The 17696-nt window shown below is 61.0% G+C and carries 16 protein-coding genes; 9 read left to right on the forward strand and 7 right to left on the reverse strand.

What is annotated here, in order from left to right; all coding sequences use genetic code 11:
* Positions 1-68 precede the first annotated feature (68 nt).
* Both QRN36_RS14655 and QRN36_RS14660 read right to left on the reverse strand, forming a co-directional pair.
* Positions 69-1658: a diguanylate cyclase gene (locus tag QRN36_RS14655; RefSeq protein WP_373568751.1), complete on the reverse strand. Its 1590-nt coding sequence runs from the start codon at positions 1656-1658 to the stop codon at positions 69-71.
* A 112-nt stretch (positions 1659-1770) separates the two neighbouring features.
* Complete coding sequence (locus QRN36_RS14660; RefSeq protein WP_285424814.1) at positions 1771-2688, reverse strand: LysR family transcriptional regulator; 918 nt, start codon at positions 2686-2688, stop codon at positions 1771-1773.
* Positions 2689-2804: 116 nt separating this feature from the next.
* Between QRN36_RS14660 and QRN36_RS14665 the strand changes: the two genes are divergently transcribed.
* The 3 genes from QRN36_RS14665 (at position 2805) to QRN36_RS14675 (ending at position 6874) form a co-directional block, all read left to right on the forward strand.
* Positions 2805-4298, forward strand: a complete 1494-nt coding sequence (locus tag QRN36_RS14665) for an MmgE/PrpD family protein (RefSeq protein WP_285424696.1) — start codon at positions 2805-2807, stop codon at positions 4296-4298.
* A gap of 78 nt (positions 4299-4376) precedes the next feature.
* Positions 4377-5837: an MmgE/PrpD family protein gene (locus QRN36_RS14670; protein WP_285424697.1), complete on the forward strand. Its 1461-nt coding sequence runs from the start codon at positions 4377-4379 to the stop codon at positions 5835-5837.
* 89 nt (positions 5838-5926) lie between these two features.
* Positions 5927-6874, forward strand: a complete 948-nt coding sequence (locus tag QRN36_RS14675) for a LysR family transcriptional regulator (RefSeq protein ID WP_285424698.1) — start codon at positions 5927-5929, stop codon at positions 6872-6874.
* 33 nt (positions 6875-6907) lie between these two features.
* On the opposite strand, the gene gstA is transcribed toward QRN36_RS14675, so the two are convergent.
* Together gstA and QRN36_RS14685 are read right to left on the reverse strand one after the other, a co-directional pair.
* Positions 6908-7519: a glutathione transferase GstA gene (gene gstA / locus QRN36_RS14680; RefSeq protein ID WP_285424700.1), complete on the reverse strand. Its 612-nt coding sequence runs from the start codon at positions 7517-7519 to the stop codon at positions 6908-6910.
* A 380-nt stretch (positions 7520-7899) separates the two neighbouring features.
* Positions 7900-8292, reverse strand: a complete 393-nt coding sequence (locus tag QRN36_RS14685; protein ID WP_285424701.1) for a hypothetical protein — start codon at positions 8290-8292, stop codon at positions 7900-7902.
* Between the two features lie 458 nt (positions 8293-8750).
* On the opposite strand from QRN36_RS14685, the gene QRN36_RS14690 reads away from it, so the two are divergent.
* Positions 8751-10706 carry a bifunctional diguanylate cyclase/phosphodiesterase gene (locus QRN36_RS14690; RefSeq protein ID WP_285424702.1) on the forward strand — a complete coding sequence of 652 codons (1956 nt, stop codon included), beginning with the start codon at positions 8751-8753 and terminating at the stop codon, positions 10704-10706.
* On the opposite strand, the gene thpR is transcribed toward QRN36_RS14690, so the two are convergent.
* The gene (gene thpR, locus QRN36_RS14695) at positions 10703-11236 is read right to left on the reverse strand and encodes an RNA 2',3'-cyclic phosphodiesterase (RefSeq protein ID WP_285424703.1); all 534 of its coding nucleotides are present in this window, start codon (positions 11234-11236) and stop codon (positions 10703-10705) included. The two genes, QRN36_RS14690 and thpR, sit on opposite strands and share 4 nt — an antisense overlap.
* A 137-nt stretch (positions 11237-11373) precedes the next feature.
* Between thpR and QRN36_RS14700 the strand changes: the two genes are divergently transcribed.
* The 4 genes from QRN36_RS14700 to QRN36_RS14715 all read left to right on the forward strand — a co-directional run bounded on the left by QRN36_RS14700 (position 11374) and on the right by QRN36_RS14715 (position 15326).
* Positions 11374-11805: a LexA family transcriptional regulator gene (locus QRN36_RS14700; protein WP_093458193.1), complete on the forward strand. Its 432-nt coding sequence runs from the start codon at positions 11374-11376 to the stop codon at positions 11803-11805.
* Positions 11792-13072 carry a Y-family DNA polymerase gene (locus tag QRN36_RS14705; RefSeq protein ID WP_285424704.1) on the forward strand — a complete coding sequence of 427 codons (1281 nt, stop codon included), beginning with the start codon at positions 11792-11794 and terminating at the stop codon, positions 13070-13072. The genes QRN36_RS14700 and QRN36_RS14705 overlap by 14 nt, the downstream gene beginning before the upstream one ends.
* Positions 13073-13238: 166 nt before the next feature.
* A complete protein-coding gene (locus QRN36_RS14710; protein WP_285424705.1) occupies positions 13239-14534 on the forward strand; it encodes an MFS transporter in 1296 nt (431 codons plus the stop codon).
* Between the two features lie 15 nt (positions 14535-14549).
* Complete coding sequence (locus QRN36_RS14715) at positions 14550-15326, forward strand: substrate-binding domain-containing protein (protein ID WP_285424706.1); 777 nt, start codon at positions 14550-14552, stop codon at positions 15324-15326.
* On the opposite strand, the gene QRN36_RS14720 is transcribed toward QRN36_RS14715, so the two are convergent.
* A complete protein-coding gene (locus QRN36_RS14720; RefSeq protein WP_285424707.1) occupies positions 15312-16220 on the reverse strand; it encodes a LysR family transcriptional regulator in 909 nt (302 codons plus the stop codon). The genes QRN36_RS14715 and QRN36_RS14720 overlap by 15 nt on opposite strands.
* A gap of 314 nt (positions 16221-16534) precedes the next feature.
* On the opposite strand from QRN36_RS14720, the gene QRN36_RS14725 reads away from it, so the two are divergent.
* Positions 16535-17326, forward strand: a complete 792-nt coding sequence (locus QRN36_RS14725) for a phosphatase PAP2 family protein (RefSeq protein ID WP_285424708.1) — start codon at positions 16535-16537, stop codon at positions 17324-17326.
* On the opposite strand, the gene QRN36_RS14730 is transcribed toward QRN36_RS14725, so the two are convergent.
* On the reverse strand, positions 17243-17680 hold the full coding sequence (locus QRN36_RS14730) for a hypothetical protein (RefSeq protein ID WP_285424709.1): 438 nt from the start codon (positions 17678-17680) through the stop codon (positions 17243-17245). The two genes, QRN36_RS14725 and QRN36_RS14730, sit on opposite strands and share 84 nt — an antisense overlap.
* Positions 17681-17696 lie beyond the last annotated feature (16 nt).

A 17696-nucleotide genomic window follows, 5' to 3' on the forward strand; every position in this document is an offset into this window, starting at 1 on the left:
GCGCTGCGGCGTCGGTGGGTTCAGCGTGCGGGCCGGACTGCGTTTTTCGACTGCAGCCGACGTCAGGCCTACGGCGCTTCGTAATCCAGCACACTGCTGGCCGCCTCGGAACACCACCGGTTCCGGCCGCCGTTCTTCGCAACGTACAAGAATGCATCCGCCGACTTGATCAGGCCTGCCGGCGTGGTGCCGTCCCTGGCCGGTGTGCCGCAGGCGACGCCCGCGCTTGCGGTCACCCTGCCGAGCGGATGATCGGCATGTTCGATGTCCAGCGCCCGAACGGCTTGCAATATCTCCTCGGCCAACTGCCCGGCGCCGTGGGCATCCGTGTCCGGCAGCAGCACCGTGAACTCTTCACCGCCGTAACGCACCGCCAGGTCCGCTGGCCGCTTGAGGGCTTGTCGGATGGCCGACGCCACCTGGCGCAGACACTCGTCACCGGCAGGGTGGCCATAGCGGTCGTTGAAGCGCTTGAAGTAATCGACATCCAGCATGATCAGCGCCAGAGGCGTGCCTTGGCGCCGCGCCCGTTCCAGCTCCTGTGCCAATGCGATATCCAGCTTTCGACGATTCCCCAGGCCCGTCAGGCTGTCTGTCAGCGCCATGTCGTGCACCGTCTGATGCGCAATGCGGATCTGCTCCTCCAGTTCGATGCGCGCACGCAGCTGGGTCAGCACCAACACCCCGAAACCGCTGAGTCCGGCGATGAGCACGAGCAGCACCATGCCGGTCTTGAACAGATCATGGCGCCATGGCCCCACGAAAGACTCCCGCGAAAGGCCCGCTTCCACGACGAGCGGATACGACGTCAGCGCTCTGTAGGCATATAGCCTGTAGGTGTTGTCGATGACCGCCTTGACCTCGGCGACACCTTCGTTCGAAAACGGGAGATAGCGGGTGAAAATCTCGCTCTGCGCAAGGCTGCGGTCTGTCGTCGGGGCCACGAACGGGCGCCTGACCAGCACTTCGCCGCTGCGCATCGCCAGCACCAGCGCGCCTTTGTCATCAATCTTGAAATCCCCGTAATAGTCGAGGAAATAGCTGACCTTGATGGTGCCGAGAAGCACGCCGGCAAACGATCCATCGGGGTTGTCCAGCCGACGGGATATGGGAATGACCAGCTCCCGCGAGGAGCGGCTTTTCACAACGTTGCCGATGCGAATCTCTCGCCCGGGATGGGTGCGGTGGAAGGCGAAATATTCACGGTCGGCATTATTGGCCGTTTCGGGGGTGATGTACTGATTGGTCACGACCCAGTCGCCGTTCGCCGCATAGATGAACAAGCCCTGAAGCTGCGGCATGATCCTGGTTTGCTGGTCGAGCAGGGCGCGGATCCGGGGAACATCGATGTTGCCGAGCCCGTCGCCCTCGACGCGCTCGCGCAACTCGGCGGTCAGCACATCGACCTGGCGGACGGCATCTTCGGCGTGTTGCGCCGTGGCCTGGGCAAGGTTTCTGGCGGAGTCCTGGGCGGACGCATACGCATGCCGGTAGTCCCTCCAGGACCTCCACCCCTCGACGGCCAGGAATGAAATCACCATGAGCAGCATGAAGCTCAAGGTCAGTCGAAAGACCGTCGCGCTGTTGCCACTGTTCAACGCCAGGCCTTCGCGGCCGGGATCGGCTGTCGAAGGTCTCATGGGTTTGCGTCCACGCATCATCAATCCTTACAGGAGGCTTCCAGGCTGCATCAGACCACCGAAACGGGTGCGATTCGGTAGACATCAGCACAGGTGCCGATGCTCGGTGAACGAGGCGATTTGCGCTGGATCATCGATCGCCGGCGGCTTCCTGACCGTTCGCGGTCGAAGACAGGATCATCTGGTACAGGCGCTCGGCGGCTGGAGAGAGCACGCGTCCGCGGCGCTTGATCAGCCCGCTGGTGCGGTTGAGCACGGGCTTGATCAACGGCACGGCGCATAATTCCGAGCGCATCAGGTGAGGCGGAATCGCCAGTTGCGGAACCGCCGCGACGCCCAGACCGGCGGCCACCATGTCGACCACAGTCCGGACGTGCCGGGCTTCGCAGATGGCCGTGGGCAGGTCGGGAACGTCCGCCAGTGCCAGGTCCAGCAGCAAACGGTTGCCGCTGGCCTTGCTCACTGCGATGTAGTCGTGCCGGGTCAGCTCCGCCCAGGTGACCGAACGCCGGGACGCCAGCGCATGGTCACGACGGCAGGCCACCACGAATCGCTCCTTGAAGATCGGGACGAACTCCAGATTCGCTTCCTGCACACCGATGTAGTTGATGCCGAAGTCGGCCTCGTTGCGCGCCACCGTGGACAGCACGTCACTGGCGCCTTCGTCCAGCACGCGGACCAGAATGCGCGGGTACAGCCGTTGATATTCGGTCAGTACCGTCAGCAGGCAGTGATGCACGGCGGTCGGCACGCAAGCGACAGTGACCTCACCGCGCAGGGTGCTCGTGCCTTCTTTTATCCCCATGAACGACTCGTCGAACGTGTTGACCACCTGACGCGCTTTACGGGCGAACTCGCGTCCGGTGGCCGTCAGCTCGACGCGGCGGGTCGTCCGCTCCAGCAGTCGCACGCCCAGATTGCTCTCCAGTTTCGAGATCCGTCTGGACAACGCGGGCTGCGACAGATGCAGCTCTCTGGCGGCAGCACTGAAGCTTCCAAGCTCCGCCACGGCCACCAGCGCGCGCAGATCTCCCATCTCCACATTCATGTTAACCATGCATAAGTACCCAACATTATTGCAATTAACTTAGCAGAAGTTGTGCGTCATGATCATCGCTGCGTGAAAGCACATGCATCCAGATAATGACAAGCACAGGAGCATCCATGAATTCTTTCAACCGCCGCACACTGCTCAAGGCTGGCGCCATTGGGTCCGTCGCCGCAGCCGCCCCGGGCCTGGCATTTTCGGCTGAGCCCAAGGCATCGGGTGCGTCCAACTCAACGGCTGTCGCCGGTGGCGCGAACGCTTCGGAGGGTAAAGACGTCACCCGGATCCTCGCCGCCTACCTGGTGAAGGCCCGATATGAGGATCTGCCCGCCAACGTGCGCAGGGAAGGCTGCCGCACGCTGATGAACTGGGTCGGTGTTGCGGTCGGTGGCTCCCATCATGAGACGGTTGAGCGAGCGATCGTTGCGCTGAAACCGTTTTCGGGGCCAGAACAAGCGAGTCTGCTGGGGCGCAGCGAGCGGTTCGACATCATGAACGCGGCGTTTCTGAATGGCGTCGCCAGCCACATTTTCGACTTCGACGACACGCACCTGAAAACCATCATCCACCCGGCCGGGCCAGTGGTTTCGGCGATTCTGGCCCTTTCGGAGTATCGGCCGGTGTCTGGAAAGGCGTTTCTCAACGCCTTGGTTCTGGGCGTTGAAACCGAGTGCCGGATCGGCAATTCCGTTTACCCGGAACATTACGATGTGGGCTGGCACATCACGGGCACCGCCGGGGTGTTCGGTGCTGCCGCGGCGGCGGGCAAGCTGCTTGGGCTGACTGAGCAGCAGATGGTCTGGGCACTGGGGCTGGCGGCCTCGCAGCCGGTCGGGCTGCGGGAGTCATTCGGATCGATGAACAAAAGCTTCAACCCTGGCCGGGCAGCGAGCAACGGTCTGTTCGCAGCCTTGCTGGCCGCCCAGAACTACACCAGCTCGGAGATGATGATCGAGGCGAAACGTGGCTGGGCGCACACCATCAGCACCAAGCAGGATTTCACTCAGATCACCGACGGATTGGGCAGCCACTACGAGTCCGCGCTCAATACCTACAAACCCTTTGCCTGCGGGATCGTGATCCACCCGGCCCTCGATGCGGCCATCCAGTTGCGCAACGAATACAAGCTGACCGCTGACCAGATCGCCAGAGTCGACTTGAAGGTTCACCCGCTCGTGATCGAGCTGACGGGCAAGAAAACCCCGAAGATCGGTCTGGAGGGCAAATTCAGCATTTACCACTCCGTTGCCGTTGCGATCGTTCAGGGCGCCGCGGGCGAGCGCCAATACAGCGATCAGGCGGTGCAGGATCCGACGGTCGTTAAATTGCGCGATCGGGTGGTGGCGACCATCGACCCCGCGATCAAGCCCGAGCAGGTCGACATGACCATCACCCTCAACGACGGACGTACGCTGCACAAATTTATCGAGCACGCGATCGGCAGCGTCGAAGTGCCCATGACGGATCAGCAACTGGACGCAAAATTCCTCGATCTGGCCAAAGACATCCTGTCGCAGACTCAGGCTGAGCACCTCATCCAGCTGTGTCGCAATGTCGAGTCGCTGGCCTCGGCTGCCGAGATTGCCAAGGCGGCGACCTCAAAGGCCTGAGCCTTCCAGCGCGGTGCCGTTTCATCTCCCATGACAATAATCGTCCCGCGTCCATCACGACGGGACACTGGAGGCTCCATGAACACATTATCGTGGTCCCGTCGCCGGGTGCTGCAAGGCGGTGCACTGCTTGCGGTCGGACTGACGCCCTGCGGAGCGCTGCTGGCGTCGGAAAAAACCGGCGACATCACGGCGCAGCTTGCCCGTTACATTGTCGCCTCTCGGGATCTTCCGTTGCCGGACGCCGTGGCGGTGGCCTGCAAGAACCACATTCTGGATACCTTCGGCGCGATGATTTCCGGTTCGCAGATGCGCCCGGGCCAACTTGCCCTTCGCTACGTCGCGGGCCAGGGCGGCACGGAGCAGGCCTCTGTCGTCGGGTCGGGGTTTCGTACCACTGCCATCAACGCGGCACTGGCCAATGCAATGTGCGCGCACTCCGATGAAACCGATGACTTCGAACCGGTGACCAAAGCCCACCCGGGCAGTTCGGTCGTGCCTGCTGCGCTGGCCATGGGCGAGTCGCGCCACAGTAGCGGCGAGGCGTTCATGCGCGCGGTGGCGCTGGGGTATGACACGGGCTGCCGTTTGCTGATGGCGCTCGGGCCTGATCTGGTCAGGGGTTCGCATCGCAGCGCCGAGGGCACCGCGGCCACCTTTGGCGCGGTCGCCGGGGCGGCATCGCTGGCCCAGTTGGACGCGCTGAACACCTGTTATGCCTTGTCCTATGCCGCGCAGCAGGAGTCGGGCATCTGGAGCTGGGTCAAAGACCATGACCATATCGAAAAGGCATTCGATTTTGCCGGCATGGGGGCGCGTAACGGGGTTCAGGCGGTGAGCATGGTCCAGGCCGGCATGACGGGCGTCGCCGACGTGCTGGACGGCACTCACAATCTGTTGATTGCGCTCTCGACCCAGCCCCGGCCGGAGCAGATGGTGGACGGCCTCGGCAAGCGTTTCTTCGTGGTCGAAACCGCGATCAAGACGTACTCGGTCGGCTACCCGATCCAGTCGCCCCTCGACGCCATCCTCACCTTGCGCAAGGCCCATGGACTGACCCCGGACAACGTTCGGAGCATCGAAGTCAGGGTGCCGAGCGATGCGGTCGGCATCGTCGGTGACAGCGCCATGCCGGACGTGAACTGTGCCCACATGGTGGCCGTGGCGCTGGTCAAAGGTCAGGTGTCGTTCGTCGACAGCCACGATGCCGCGCTGATGCATGACCCCGGGCTGGTCGCGCAACGCAGCAAGATCAAGGTGTTCGCCGATCCCGCGCTGGACGACCCCGCAGCCCCGCGCGGTGCCAAGGTCAGCGTGACGATGACCGATGGCCGGACCGTTACGCATTACACCCGTTTTCCGTCCGGTACGAAGGAAAACCCCTTGAGCGTGGAGGCGGTAAACAACAAGGTCCGTGACTTGATCGTTCCGGTGATTGGTCAGGATCGCGGCGAGCGTCTGATCGAGCAGATCAACCATCTGGAGCGACTCAAGGACGTTGCACAACTGCGCGAGCTGCTCATTGCCCAAGGTGCGTGAGGGGCATGGTCTTCGCCCCGACTCGATGGCACATTGGGCGACTGCTGGCCAAAGCAGTCATCCCGCGAGGGACCGAAGGAGGAGGGGCCGTGTTCAACAAATTGCTGGCAATGGAAGTCTTCGTACAGGTCGTGGACTCGGGTGGATTCACCCGTGCCTCCGAAAACATGAAGATGCCCAAGGCGACAGTGACGACCCTCATCCAGTCCCTGGAAGCATCGCTTTCGGTCAGGCTGCTGAACCGCACCACCCGCCACGTCAGCGTCACCGCCGACGGCGCTTCGTTCTATGAGCGCTGCCTGCGCATTCTGGCGCAGGTGCGGGATGCGGAAGACGCCGTCTCGCAAAACCGACTGAGCCCGTCAGGTCGTCTGCGGGTCGATGCACCCACGGGCCTTGCCAGCGAGGTGATCATTCCGGCGCTGCCGGATTTTTTTCAACGCTACCCCGACATCTGCCTGGAACTGGGCTGCAGCGACCGCCCGGTTGAGCTGCTCGAAGAAGGGGTGGACTGCGCCATACGCGGCGGTCGCCAGCTCGCGGATTCCCGATTGATCGCCCGAAGCGTCGGCGCCATGCAGTACGCCACCTGCGCCTCACCGGCCTATCTGGAACGCTATGGTCGCCCGCTGCACCCCAGCGATCTTGCCCGTCACCGCTGCGTCAACTATTTCTCCGCACGCACCGGCAAGATGTTCGACTGGTATTTCACGCGAGCGGGTGAGCGTGTGCAGGTGGCGCTGTCCAGCCACATTGCCCTGAGCGACAGTTACGCCTGCACCGCGGCAGGGCTGTCCGGACTGGGCATCGTGCAGATGGCGAGTTTTCTGATGGCGCCTCTGGTGAAGGACGGGCGTCTGATGGTCGTGCTGGAGGATTGGGTCAACGAGCCACTGCCGGTGTACGCGGTGTACCCGGAAAACCGTCACCTTTCGGCGAAAGTGCGCGTGTTCATCGACTGGGTCGCCGAGTTGTTCGGCAACACCAGCACCTTGCGCCGAGCACCATCGTCGGTGGCGACGCAAGGTGAGGAGTGAAGGTCAAGGTCCTCCGGTTCGTCGGTTGGTCAGCTACGCGGCACGAAGTCCTTCAGCAATGAGGGCTGCGCGTACGGCCGGACGCAGCTCCATGCGCCCGAGGAATTGCTGGATATGAGCGTAACCCGAGAGGTCGATGTTCACCCGTGAAGGCCAGGTCAGCACGTTGAACAGGTAGGCGTCGGCCAGGGAAAACCGGTCCCCCAGCAGGTAATCGTGTGTTGAGAGATGCCCGTCGATGTTCGCGAACACGTTCGCCAGATTGCCCTCGGCGAAACGGCGCTTGGAATCGGCGTCCACGAACGATGAGAACATCACGGCCATGCCTTTGTGCAGGTCGGTCGCGACGTAGTTCAACCATTCCATGGCCTCGTAGCGCTGGCGGGTGCCAGGTGCGGGCAGCAGTTGACGCTCAGGACGCTGATCAGCGATCCATTGCAGGATCACGGCGCCTTCGGTGATGACATCGCCGTCGTCCAATTGCAGCGCCGGGACAAAGCCTTTGGCCGTGACCGCGTAGTAATCGCCTTCAGCGGTCTGCTTGGTGCTGAAATCCACTTTGACCAGATCGAAATCCAGCCCGGCCTCGCGTAACGCGATCTGTGGGGACAACCCGCAGGAGCCCGGAGAAAAATACAGCTTCATGATCACCTCTGTTTGCAGGGACGACGTAATCGTCGATTGAAGAACGGCTCGCACCCCACCGCGTGATGACACTCGTGCACCTGCCGCGCCGCCACGCCGAAACCGCTCTGGGCAGGGCTTATTGGCGCGCCGGCGGGTGAGTGGCAATGGGAGTCCAATCGGGACGGAGAGACTGTAACGAGCCCGCGCATAGCCATATACGGGGCGGCGCTGAAATCAGTGTTCAGGGGACGGAACAATCCACTGGGTCTTCGCGCCGGACGCAATCATCCGGCGCGTGGCGGGCATGCAGCTATCTGGAGGCGAACGCTGCATTCGCAGACCCGGCCCGGGATTCAGCGGGCATGAACCCCGAGCGGACGCGCTATGGCGTGCCGGATTTACCGAGGAAACTGGTTATTGGTGGTGCCCTTGGCGGTGTCGACGAACCAGAAACCGTGGTCGTCGGCTTTCACAATGTTGCATTCCTCGCCGTAGGCCGAATACGTCACGCAAATGACGTCGCCGGTGATCTTCCATTTCCCGGTTGCTTCGGGATTGCCGCTGATCTGAATCCTGGCGTTGCCGTCGGGCGACAGCACCTCGGTGAACGTCTGTCCGCTTGAGGTCACGCTCTGATGGGGGCGGCCAATGAATTGACCGGAGATTTCGGTGCCGCTGAGTTGCCTGGCGCCGGTTGGCGGTGGCGAGTGCGCGTCCTTTACCGGATTGTGTCCGTCGGACGCGCAGCCGATCAGCAGTGCTGCGAATACCGCAACGTAAATGGCTTTCATGAGTCATCCCTCTCGTTAATGAAGGTATGAGCCATTTGCAGCGGGAAACAACGTATCAACGGCACACGACTGACATTCCTTGACGATCTGCCTGGGAATAAACAGATGTTCAGGCAACTGACTCCCATTGAATCTAGCAGGTTACGCCAGCGCTGTTGGTTGGCCGAAGACCTGACGCCGCACTTGCCGGGATCAGCGGACTGCAACGGGCATGATGATCGTGCCCGGACCGCTCTGCGACGCGGTCAGACGCGCTGACACGACGCGCGTAACTCGTCGCCATTTTATCGGCTGAGAATGCTGCAGGCCGCGCCGTTCAAAGCTTTGCTCCCCATTTAATGCTATGAGCGGTATTCAGAAATGCCATCCATGGCCGATGGATAAGGCAGGCGTAATAAGCGCTTTACTGCTGTGACCAACAGCATTCTCGTGATTTCGTGAGCGCTTGAGCATCAACCATGAAGAGTTCCTTTTTGCACCGTCTGAGGCCGTTGATCACGGTGCAGCGCGACAATCCCCGCTTACTGAAAGCTCAGTACGTCGCGCTGTCCCGGCAGTTGCCGATCATGTACGCGATTCTGCTGATCAACACTTTGGCCCTGGCTGCCACGCACTACACCATTGCGCCGCGCTGGCTTGCGCTTTATGTACCGGCTGCGCTGACACTGCTGGGCAGTGGGCGCGCCTTGATGTGGTGGCGCTTGCGAAGCGTGCCTGCCACACCCGAACGGGTTTTCAAGACACTCACGCGCACCAACCGTCTGGCGTTCTTCATCGCCCTGAGTTTCACCGCCTGGGCGTTGGCCCTTTTCCCGTACGGGGACAGCTATACCCGTTCCCACGTCGCGTTCTACATGGCGATAACCGTCATCGCCTGCATCTTCTGTCTGATGCACTTGCGCTCCGCCGCGCTGACCACCACGGTGGTGGTCAACCTGGCATTCGTGGTGTTTTTTCTGGCGGCGGGCAACCCCACTTACACCGCCATGGCGATCAACGTGCTGCTGGTGTCCGCGGCGATGATCCTGGTGATGCACGACCAGTATCAGGACTTCACGCGGTTGGTGAACACCCAGGCCCGCTCGGAAAAACTCAGCGAAGAAAACCAGCGGCTCGCCAACGAAGACAGCCTGACCGGATTGCCGAATCGGCGACGGTTTTTCTCGCTGCTCGATCAGGGCCTGGCGCAAGCTCGGCTGGACGGGGCGAAACTGGCCATTGGACTCATCGACCTCGATGGCTTCAAGCCGGTGAACGATGTTTATGGGCACAGGGTAGGGGACAAGCTGCTGTTTCAGGTCGGGCAGCGTCTGCTGGAATTTGTGACGGCGGATGTGCAACTGGCGCGGCTCGGCGGCGATGAGTTCGGCCTGCTGGTTCAGCACGTCGAGTCAGAGCAGGACCTGATCGCCGTGGGCGACCGCATAAGCGACGCGCTGCGCGAGCCCTTCATCATCGGCAACATCCAGATCGCGATCAGCGCCTCCCTTGGGCTGGTGATCTTTCCGGACATGGCCAGCGATGCCGTGGAAGCTTACGAATTCGCCGATTACGCGCTGTACGACAGCAAGCGCGCGGGCGCCGGGACACTGTGTCTGTTTTCGACGGCGCACTACCGCGACCTCAAGCGCGACGGCGCGACCGAACAGGGGTTGCGACGGGCCAACATCGTCGAAGAGTTCGATCTGGTGTTTCAGCCCATCGTCGACGTCCACACGGGGCGAACAGTGGCGTTCGAGGCGCTGGCGCGCTGGGTCAGCCCCGATCTGGGACCTGTGGCGCCAGGCCTGTTCATTCCGGTGGCCGAGCGCATCGGCTTCATCAACCGGCTGACGCTGCCGCTGCTGAAGAAAGCCTTGGCCGGTGCTTCGTTCTGGCCCGACGATGTTCGGCTTTCGTTCAACCTTTCAGCCCATGACTGCGGCTCCAGGGACGCCGTGATCAAGATCATCGGCGTCATTGAGCGCAGCGGTTTCGCGCCGCACCGGTTGGACTTCGAAATCACCGAAACGGCCGTCATACAGGATCTGGATCAGGCCCGCTGTGCGATCAACGCGTTCCGCGAGCTGGGCTGCGGCGTCTCCCTGGATGACTTCGGCACCGGCTATTCCAGCCTGAGTCAGCTTCATGCCCTGGCGCTGACCAAACTCAAGATCGATCGCACGTTCATCAGTGGGATCGAAGGCAATGCCGCCAGCTACAAGATCGTCAAATCACTGATCGCATTGAGCGCCGACATGGCACTCGAGTGCGTCAGCGAGGGCGTGGAGCGTTTGGAAGAACTTGAGGTGCTCAAGGCATTGGGCTGTTCATTCGTTCAAGGCTATCTGGTCTCCAGACCCATCCCCCTGGAACAGACCGCCGAGTGGCTGGGCAGGCACTGGCGCGCAGAACCTGTCCGTCAACCGGCCTAGGCAACCGGAAGCAGCGGCCACTGCGCCACCACGCGGTACTGGCCTTTATGGGATTCGTAAAGCGTGAAGCGGTCCGCTCGCAGCACGAATTCGCAAGGAGTTTCCGCCTCCGGCACCGAGCCCTGATAGTCACGTGTCAGCGTCAAGTGCGGGCGAAATTCCTTGTGCTTCTGATCGCTCGTGAAAGCCAGCATCGCCTGTTCCAGCGCGTAGGACAGGCGCAGCAGCTGGGGAGGGGCTTCCTCGGGCGTGAGCACCAGCGCTTTCGATTGACGCCAGGCATCCAGCCGGTCGAGAACCACTGTCAGCGGTGTTCCCGGCATTTTGATCCTGGCTGCGGCGGCGCAAATCTGCGGGATCTGCGCCTTGTCGACGGATCCCAGAAACAGCAGCGTGAGGTGAAAGTTAGCGGTGGGCACCGGACGACCGCCGCGCAGCGACAACGCTGTTCGCCATTGAGAGATAGACTTCCTCAGCGCCGGCGGGCAACCCAGGGCGAAAAACAGTCGCGATTGCGGTTCATGGCTCAACGTATTCTCTCCTCACGTTACTGGTGCGGCTCATCCAGGCCTGTCACCCGTCGAAATGTCATGCGCATAAGATTGACCGCAAGCGGCGTAAATCGTTAACTGTATATACATACAGTTATCCTGCACAAGGCTGCAACATGAGCATCACCTTTCTCGGGCCACTTTCGGCGGGCGGCGAAAAACTGCCGCTCTACTCGTTCCACGTTCCGGCAGGCTTCCCGTCGCCTGCCGCCGATCACATCGAAAAGCATATATCGCTGGACGAGCTTTTCGACATCCGTGCGCCCCATGTGTACCTGGTGAAGATCGACGGAGACAGCATGCAAGGTGCCGGTATCTATCACGGCGACATCGTGATCGTCGATCGCAGTCTCGACGCTGAACATGGCGACATCGTCATCGCCGCGCTCAACACCGAGCCGCTGTGCAAGCGGCTGCACAGGCGTGAGAACGAATTGATCCTGATGTCGGAGAATCCGAAATACCCGCCGCGCCACGTAATGGAGGGCGACGAACTGGTGATCTGGGGCGTGGTGAAATACAGCGTTCGCGATCATGACAAACCCTGAGCCGGTCTTCGCGCTGATCGACTGCAACAGTTTCTACGCCAGCTGCGAGCGGGTCTTCAGGCCTGATCTTGCGAAGACGCCCATCGTGGTGCTGTCGAACAACGACGGTTGCGTCATCGCGCGCAGCTACGACGCCAAGCCTTTCGTGAAAATGGGGCAGCCGTACTTTCAGATCAGAGACCATCTGCGTCGCAACGGCGTGGTCGCGTTCAGCAGCAACTATGCGCTCTACGGCGACATGAGCGAGCGAGTGATGACGATCATCGAGTCGATGGTGCCGGCGCTGGAGGTGTACAGCATCGACGAAGCCTTCGCGGACCTGACCGGCATTCCCGGCGACCTGACGGCGTTTGGACGCAAGATTCGCTCGACCATCTACAAGCGCACCGGCATTCCCGTCGGGGTGGGCATCGCCCGCACCAAGACCCTGGCAAAGCTCGCCAATCACACGGCCAAGCGTCTTCTCGACAAGACCGGCGGCGTGGTGGACATTTGCGAGGCCTTCAAGCGCGACTGGACCTTGCGCAACACTGACGTAGGGGAGGTCTGGGGCATCGGCAGAAGGATGAAGGCTCACCTGGACGTGATGGGGATCAAAACCGCGATGGATTTGGCGAGGTCGGACGCCTGGACGCTTCGCCAGAAGTTCAGCGTGGTGATCGAGAAAACCGCGCGGGAGCTGGCGGGTACTTCCTGCCTGGAATTGGCTGAGGCGGACGTGCCCAAGCAGGAAATCTGCTGCAGCCGGATGTTCGGCGAGCGCCTGACCGAGATCGCGCCGATCAAGGAAGCGGTGGCCACTTATATGCATCGGGCGGCGGAAAAGCTCCGGGCGCAGAACTCGCTTTGCAAGACGATCCGCGTGAGCATCCGTACCGGCATGTTCAATATGCAAGAGGCCCGGTACGCCAATGGCGCGCTGATAGAACTGCCGTACCCCACCAACGATGTTCGCCTGATGACGAAACGTGCGACCGAGGCCGTCGATCGAGTCTTCCGCCCGGGCTACAAATACAGCAAGGCCGAGGTCCTGCTCATGGATCTGCGCCAGCCTGGCGAGTTCACCGACGACCTGTTCGCCCACGTCCAGACGCAGGCTGCCAGCCGAATCATGAGTGTGCTGGACGGCATCAACGGCCGCTGGGGCCGCGGCACGCTGCGGGTCGCCAGCGTGCCTCGAGACCCGGGATGGGCCATGCGCCGGGACCTGATGAGCCAAAGCTTCACCACCCGAATCGATCAGCTGTGGACGGTCAAGGCGAGATGACAGACGAAGTGGGCCGATGGCCTTGCAAACAACGACAACGATGCAGGCAGTGATCGCTTTTGCGCATCAATAGATGAAAATTCAGCGATTATCGAATGCGTCCGTTTCCCACAGAATCTCCAGTTACAAGCGCTTACAAACACTCTAAAAAACGCTGGAGAACACAATGCAACAGCCAAACCTCGCTTCCAGAGGCGCGTCGAAGGCAGGCATGGTCTTTCGGGTCACGTCCGGAAACTTCCTGGAACAGTTCGACTTTTTCCTTTTCGGCTTTTACGCCACCCATATCGCAGCCGCCTTTTTTCCCGCCTCCAATGAATTCGCCTCGCTCATGATGACCTTCGCCGTGTTCGGCGCGGGGTTTCTGATGCGGCCACTCGGCGCCGTATTGCTGGGGGCCTACATCGATGATGTCGGCCGTCGCAAGGGATTGATCGTCACGCTGGCAATCATGGCCAGCGGCACCTTGCTCATCGTGCTGGTCCCCGGTTACGCCAGCATCGGGCTGTGGGCTCCGGCGCTGGTGCTGCTGGGGCGGCTATTGCAGGGGTTCTCGGCGGGCGCGGAGATGGGCGGCGTATCCGTGTACCTGGCGGAAATGGCGACGCCTGGCCGAAAAGGCTTCTATGCGAGCTGGCAGTCGGCGAGTCAACAGGTGGCCATCGTCGTCGCAGCGGGATTGGGCTTCGCCCTGAATCTCTGGTTGACGCCGGTCGATCTGGCGCAATGGGGCTGGCGAATTCCGTTCGGGATCGGCTGCCTGATCATCCCGTTCATTTTCCTGTTGCGTCGCAGCCTGCAGGAGACCGAAGAATTTGCGAATCGCACCCATCGACCGACGATGAAGGACGTGTTCAACACGCTCTACAACAATGCCAGCATTGTGTTCCTGGGCATGCTGATGGTCGCCATGACCACGACCGCGTTTTACATGATCACCGTGTATGCGCCGACCTTCGGCAAAACGGTCCTGCAGCTTTCTACCAGCGACGCGCTGATTGTCACGCTGCTGGTGGGTGTTTCCAACTTCATCTGGCTGCCCATCGGTGGCGCCCTGAGCGACCGCTTCGGGCGTAAGCCGCTGCTGGCGGCCATGTCGTTACTGACCCTGATCACGGCGTATCCCGCGCTGTCGTTCCTGGCTCAAGCGCCTTCTTTCGCACACATGCTTGAGGTGTTGCTCTGGTTCTCTTTCCTGTACGGGATCTACAACGGCGCAATGATTCCGGCACTCACGGAGATCATGCCCGTGGAGGTTCGGGTCGCCGGTTTCTCCCTGGCGTACAGCCTCGCGACCGCGATATTCGGCGGTTTCACGCCCGCCGTTTCAACTTGGTTGATTCACATGACGGGGGACAAAGCAGCGCCCGCGTACTGGATGATCTTCGCCGCGCTTTGCGCGTTTGTCGCGACGCTGGTGTTGTACCGCCGCCTGTCTGCTCAATCTCTTGCAACTGCTTAATTCAAGGAAGTGCTCATGCCATCGTTATTCAAAACCTGCCACGCGCTGTTACTGGCTGGATGGGCGTTCAGCGCCGCTGCCCACGCCGAGGAGCTGACCGTGATGACATCGGGCGGCTTTACGGCTGCCTATCAAGGGCTGGCTCCCGCCTATGCAAAGAGCAGCGCCAACACGTTGAACACAGTGCTCGGTCCGTCCATGGGCAAGGCGCCGGAAGCGATTCCCAACCGACTGGCGCGCGGGGAGCACGCCGATGTGGTCATCATGGTGGGCTACGCCCTGGATGAGCTGATCAAGCAGGGCAAGGTCGATCCGGACTCGCGCGTCGAACTGGCCGATTCGCGCATCGGCATGGCCGTCAAGGCTGGCGCGGGTACGCCGTCCATTGCCACTGATGCAGAATTGAAAAAGGTGCTCCTCAGCGCAAGATCCGTTGCCTATTCCGACAGCGCCAGTGGGGTCTACATCGAGAACGAACTGTTCAAGAAGCTCGGGATTGAGGATCAGCTTGCGCCCAAAAGCAAGATGATCGAGCGTATCCCGGTGGGCTCGGTCGTCGCGAAGGGTGATTACGAGCTCGGATTCCAGCAAGTGGCAGAACTGCTTCCGGTGCCAGGCATTACCTTCGTGGGCAAAATTCCGGAAGACGTCCAGTCCGTCACCCGCTTCGCCGGTGGTATCCCGAAAAATGCGCAGCATCCGGCTGAAGCCAGACGGCTTCTGGAGTATCTGGCATCCCCGCAAGCTCAGGTCACCGTTCGCTCCAGTGGCCTGGATTCAGTCCCTCGCTAAGCGCGCAGGCAGTTCGCGTATAAGCCGCTCCAGCGCCAGCGCCGCAGGCGTCAAGGTACGCCCGCGGCGCTTGAGCAATCCCATTTGCCTCACCACTTCAGGTTCCGTGAGGGCGACGCTGGCAAGAATGGGATGGGTCGCCACCGGCATGGCGATGGAAGGCACTGCCGCCAGCCCCAGGCCTGCCTCGATCAGACCGAGGACCGTCGTCACATGACGGGCTTCGCAAACGCTTTCCCTGGCAAACCGGACTGCGGGCAACGCCCGGTCGATGACCAGTCGGTTTCCGGAGGACTTATCCAGGGTGATGTAATCATGCTGATAGGCTTCGGCCCAGGTGATCGAGCTTCTCGAGGCGATCGGGTGATCCTTGCGGCAGGCGATCACATAGCGCTCTTCCATGAGCAGACTGAACTCGATTTCAGGGGCCAGGTTTCCTGTAAAGCTCACGCCGAAATCTGCCTCGCCCGAGGCCACCGCTGCGCTGACTTCATTGGCCGAGGCGTCGATGAGCCTGATCTTGATCCTGGGGTACTGCGAGTGGAAATCCCGGATCGCATGGGGCATGAAGTAGTAGGCGGCGGAGGGGACGCAGGCGATCGTCAGCGTCCCGGTGCGCAAGGCCCCGCCATCACCCACACTCAACAACGCCAGATCAAGATCGTCGAGCAGTCGTTCCACCTGGGGCAAAAACGCGCGTCCGACATTGGTCAGCGTGACCCTTCGTGTCGTCCGCTCGAAAAGCTTGACGCCCAGCGCTGTCTCAAGCTTCTCGATCCGACGACTCAGCGCAGACTGCGTGATGCGGATCGAGTCGGCCGCGCGCCGGAAGCTGCCTTGCTCGACAACGCCGCGAAAGGCCAACAGGTCGTTTAGATCGAAGTTGATACTCACCGCTTAACCCGCATCTGATCGAATACTGGCATCAATGTTAAAGGGTTGCCGGACAGCTCACCATCCGACTGATCAACAGGCCCCGTTTCAACGCATAGCGGCCGGGCCGCCTTTGGCATGGCCCCAGATGCATGCGGGCGGGGTATAGGCACTGCTTATAGAAAGCATTGTATTTAGGTCTTGGACGTTATAACTGGCGGGGATCACTATCGCTCCAACAGCACATGAGGAAACGTACATGTAGATTTCACGGGCTCTTTACGCGCGCTCAGACACAGTCCCCGCTGGGGCGTATGCAGGTCATTGGAGGAAGGATGAGCACCAACACGAACGCAGTGGGTTTTCTGGCCGGGGTGGTTCTGATGGTGTTTGTCGGGCGGCTTATCGTTCGCTCGGCGCTTTTGAAAAGGCCCAAGTCGCCATGTTCCGGGGCAAACGTTGGGTTTGAGTTCAGACACTTGCTGTCAGCCGCCGCGATCATGGGGAGCCTCATACTCGTGCTGGCCTGTCTGGTACTGAAGTGGAGTGGCATGGCCCCCATCGACGCTCAGGTGAATGCGCTGTTCGAGCCGTTTCGTACTCCCTGGCTGCTTCAGATCTTCGTGCAGGTCACGTCTCTGGGCACGATCCTCTCAATGGGCGTGATCATGGTGATTGTGTCGGCGCTACTATGGGCGATGGGCCGGTTGGCAATACTGATCCCCCTGTGGACTTCGTTCTTGGGTGCAGAGGTGACGACCTGGGTAGTCAAATATGGGATCGACCGAGCCAGGCCTGATTTTCTTCAAGGCATTACCGAGGCGAACCCATCGTTTCCGAGTGGTCATGCGACTGCCGCTACTGTTGTCATTGGATTTATAGGCTTCATCATCGCCCGCGAACTTCCCACCCGAGGCTTCAGGGTCGAGGTCGGAATCTGGTCAGCCACGATCATCGCCGCGATTTGCTTGAGCAGGCTATTCCTCAGCCTGCATTACCTCAGCGATGTGATCTGCGGATTCCTGGTCGGCTCGTGCTGGTTACTAATTGGCGTGGCATTCGTGCAGCGACAGTTCCCGGCCAATGGCGACGTACTTGTCGGCGCGTCGCATCGGCGAGGACATTGAGGGTCTGGGGTCGTCACTCCGCTCGAACCAGCATGAACAGGTAACCGCCGCAATGGCGATAGCGGGCACCAGAAATGCCCCGACGATGAGTTCGGGGACTTCGCCCGCCAGCGGCCCCAAATGCCCCTCCTGACCAAACTGAAACAGCTCTGACATTTGTGTGGAGGCCGCCATGATGCTCAGGCAGTAAGCGGTCAACGCACGAAACTTCTCCTTCAGGTGAGCAGCGTGATGAAAGATCGTGGCAGCAACCACCATGCTTGCCACGAACAGCAGTGCAAAGTCAGGCAAGGCGTCTGTGAAGTACCGTCCCAACAGCAGGCCCAGCCCAACGCTAGCCATCAGCAATTTCATGGGTTGACTCTCCCGT

Origin of the sequence: Pseudomonas sp. efr-133-TYG-103a, assembly GCF_030209235.1 — a bacterium.
GTDB lineage: Bacteria > Pseudomonadota > Gammaproteobacteria > Pseudomonadales > Pseudomonadaceae > Aquipseudomonas.

Excerpts from the sequence above, each read along its gene's own strand:
- QRN36_RS14690 (WP_285424702.1), top strand. The coding sequence starts at position 8,751 with ATGAAGAGTTCCTTTTTGCACCGTCTGAGGCCGTTGATCACGGTGCAG.
- QRN36_RS14700 (WP_093458193.1), top strand. The coding sequence starts at position 11,374 with ATGAGCATCACCTTTCTCGGGCCACTTTCGGCGGGCGGCGAAAAACTG.
- QRN36_RS14705 (WP_285424704.1), top strand. The coding sequence starts at position 11,792 with ATGACAAACCCTGAGCCGGTCTTCGCGCTGATCGACTGCAACAGTTTC.
- QRN36_RS14665 (WP_285424696.1), top strand. The coding sequence starts at position 2,805 with ATGAATTCTTTCAACCGCCGCACACTGCTCAAGGCTGGCGCCATTGGG.
- QRN36_RS14715 (WP_285424706.1), top strand. The coding sequence starts at position 14,550 with ATGCCATCGTTATTCAAAACCTGCCACGCGCTGTTACTGGCTGGATGG.
- QRN36_RS14725 (WP_285424708.1), top strand. The coding sequence starts at position 16,535 with ATGAGCACCAACACGAACGCAGTGGGTTTTCTGGCCGGGGTGGTTCTG.
- QRN36_RS14710 (WP_285424705.1), top strand. The coding sequence starts at position 13,239 with ATGCAACAGCCAAACCTCGCTTCCAGAGGCGCGTCGAAGGCAGGCATG.
- QRN36_RS14655 (WP_373568751.1), bottom strand. The coding sequence starts at position 1,658 with ATGCGTGGACGCAAACCCATGAGACCTTCGACAGCCGATCCCGGCCGC.
- QRN36_RS14670 (WP_285424697.1), top strand. The coding sequence starts at position 4,377 with ATGAACACATTATCGTGGTCCCGTCGCCGGGTGCTGCAAGGCGGTGCA.
- QRN36_RS14685 (WP_285424701.1), bottom strand. The coding sequence starts at position 8,292 with ATGAAAGCCATTTACGTTGCGGTATTCGCAGCACTGCTGATCGGCTGC.
- QRN36_RS14660 (WP_285424814.1), bottom strand. The coding sequence starts at position 2,688 with ATGAATGTGGAGATGGGAGATCTGCGCGCGCTGGTGGCCGTGGCGGAG.
- QRN36_RS14730 (WP_285424709.1), bottom strand. The coding sequence starts at position 17,680 with ATGAAATTGCTGATGGCTAGCGTTGGGCTGGGCCTGCTGTTGGGACGG.
- gstA (WP_285424700.1), bottom strand. The coding sequence starts at position 7,519 with ATGAAGCTGTATTTTTCTCCGGGCTCCTGCGGGTTGTCCCCACAGATC.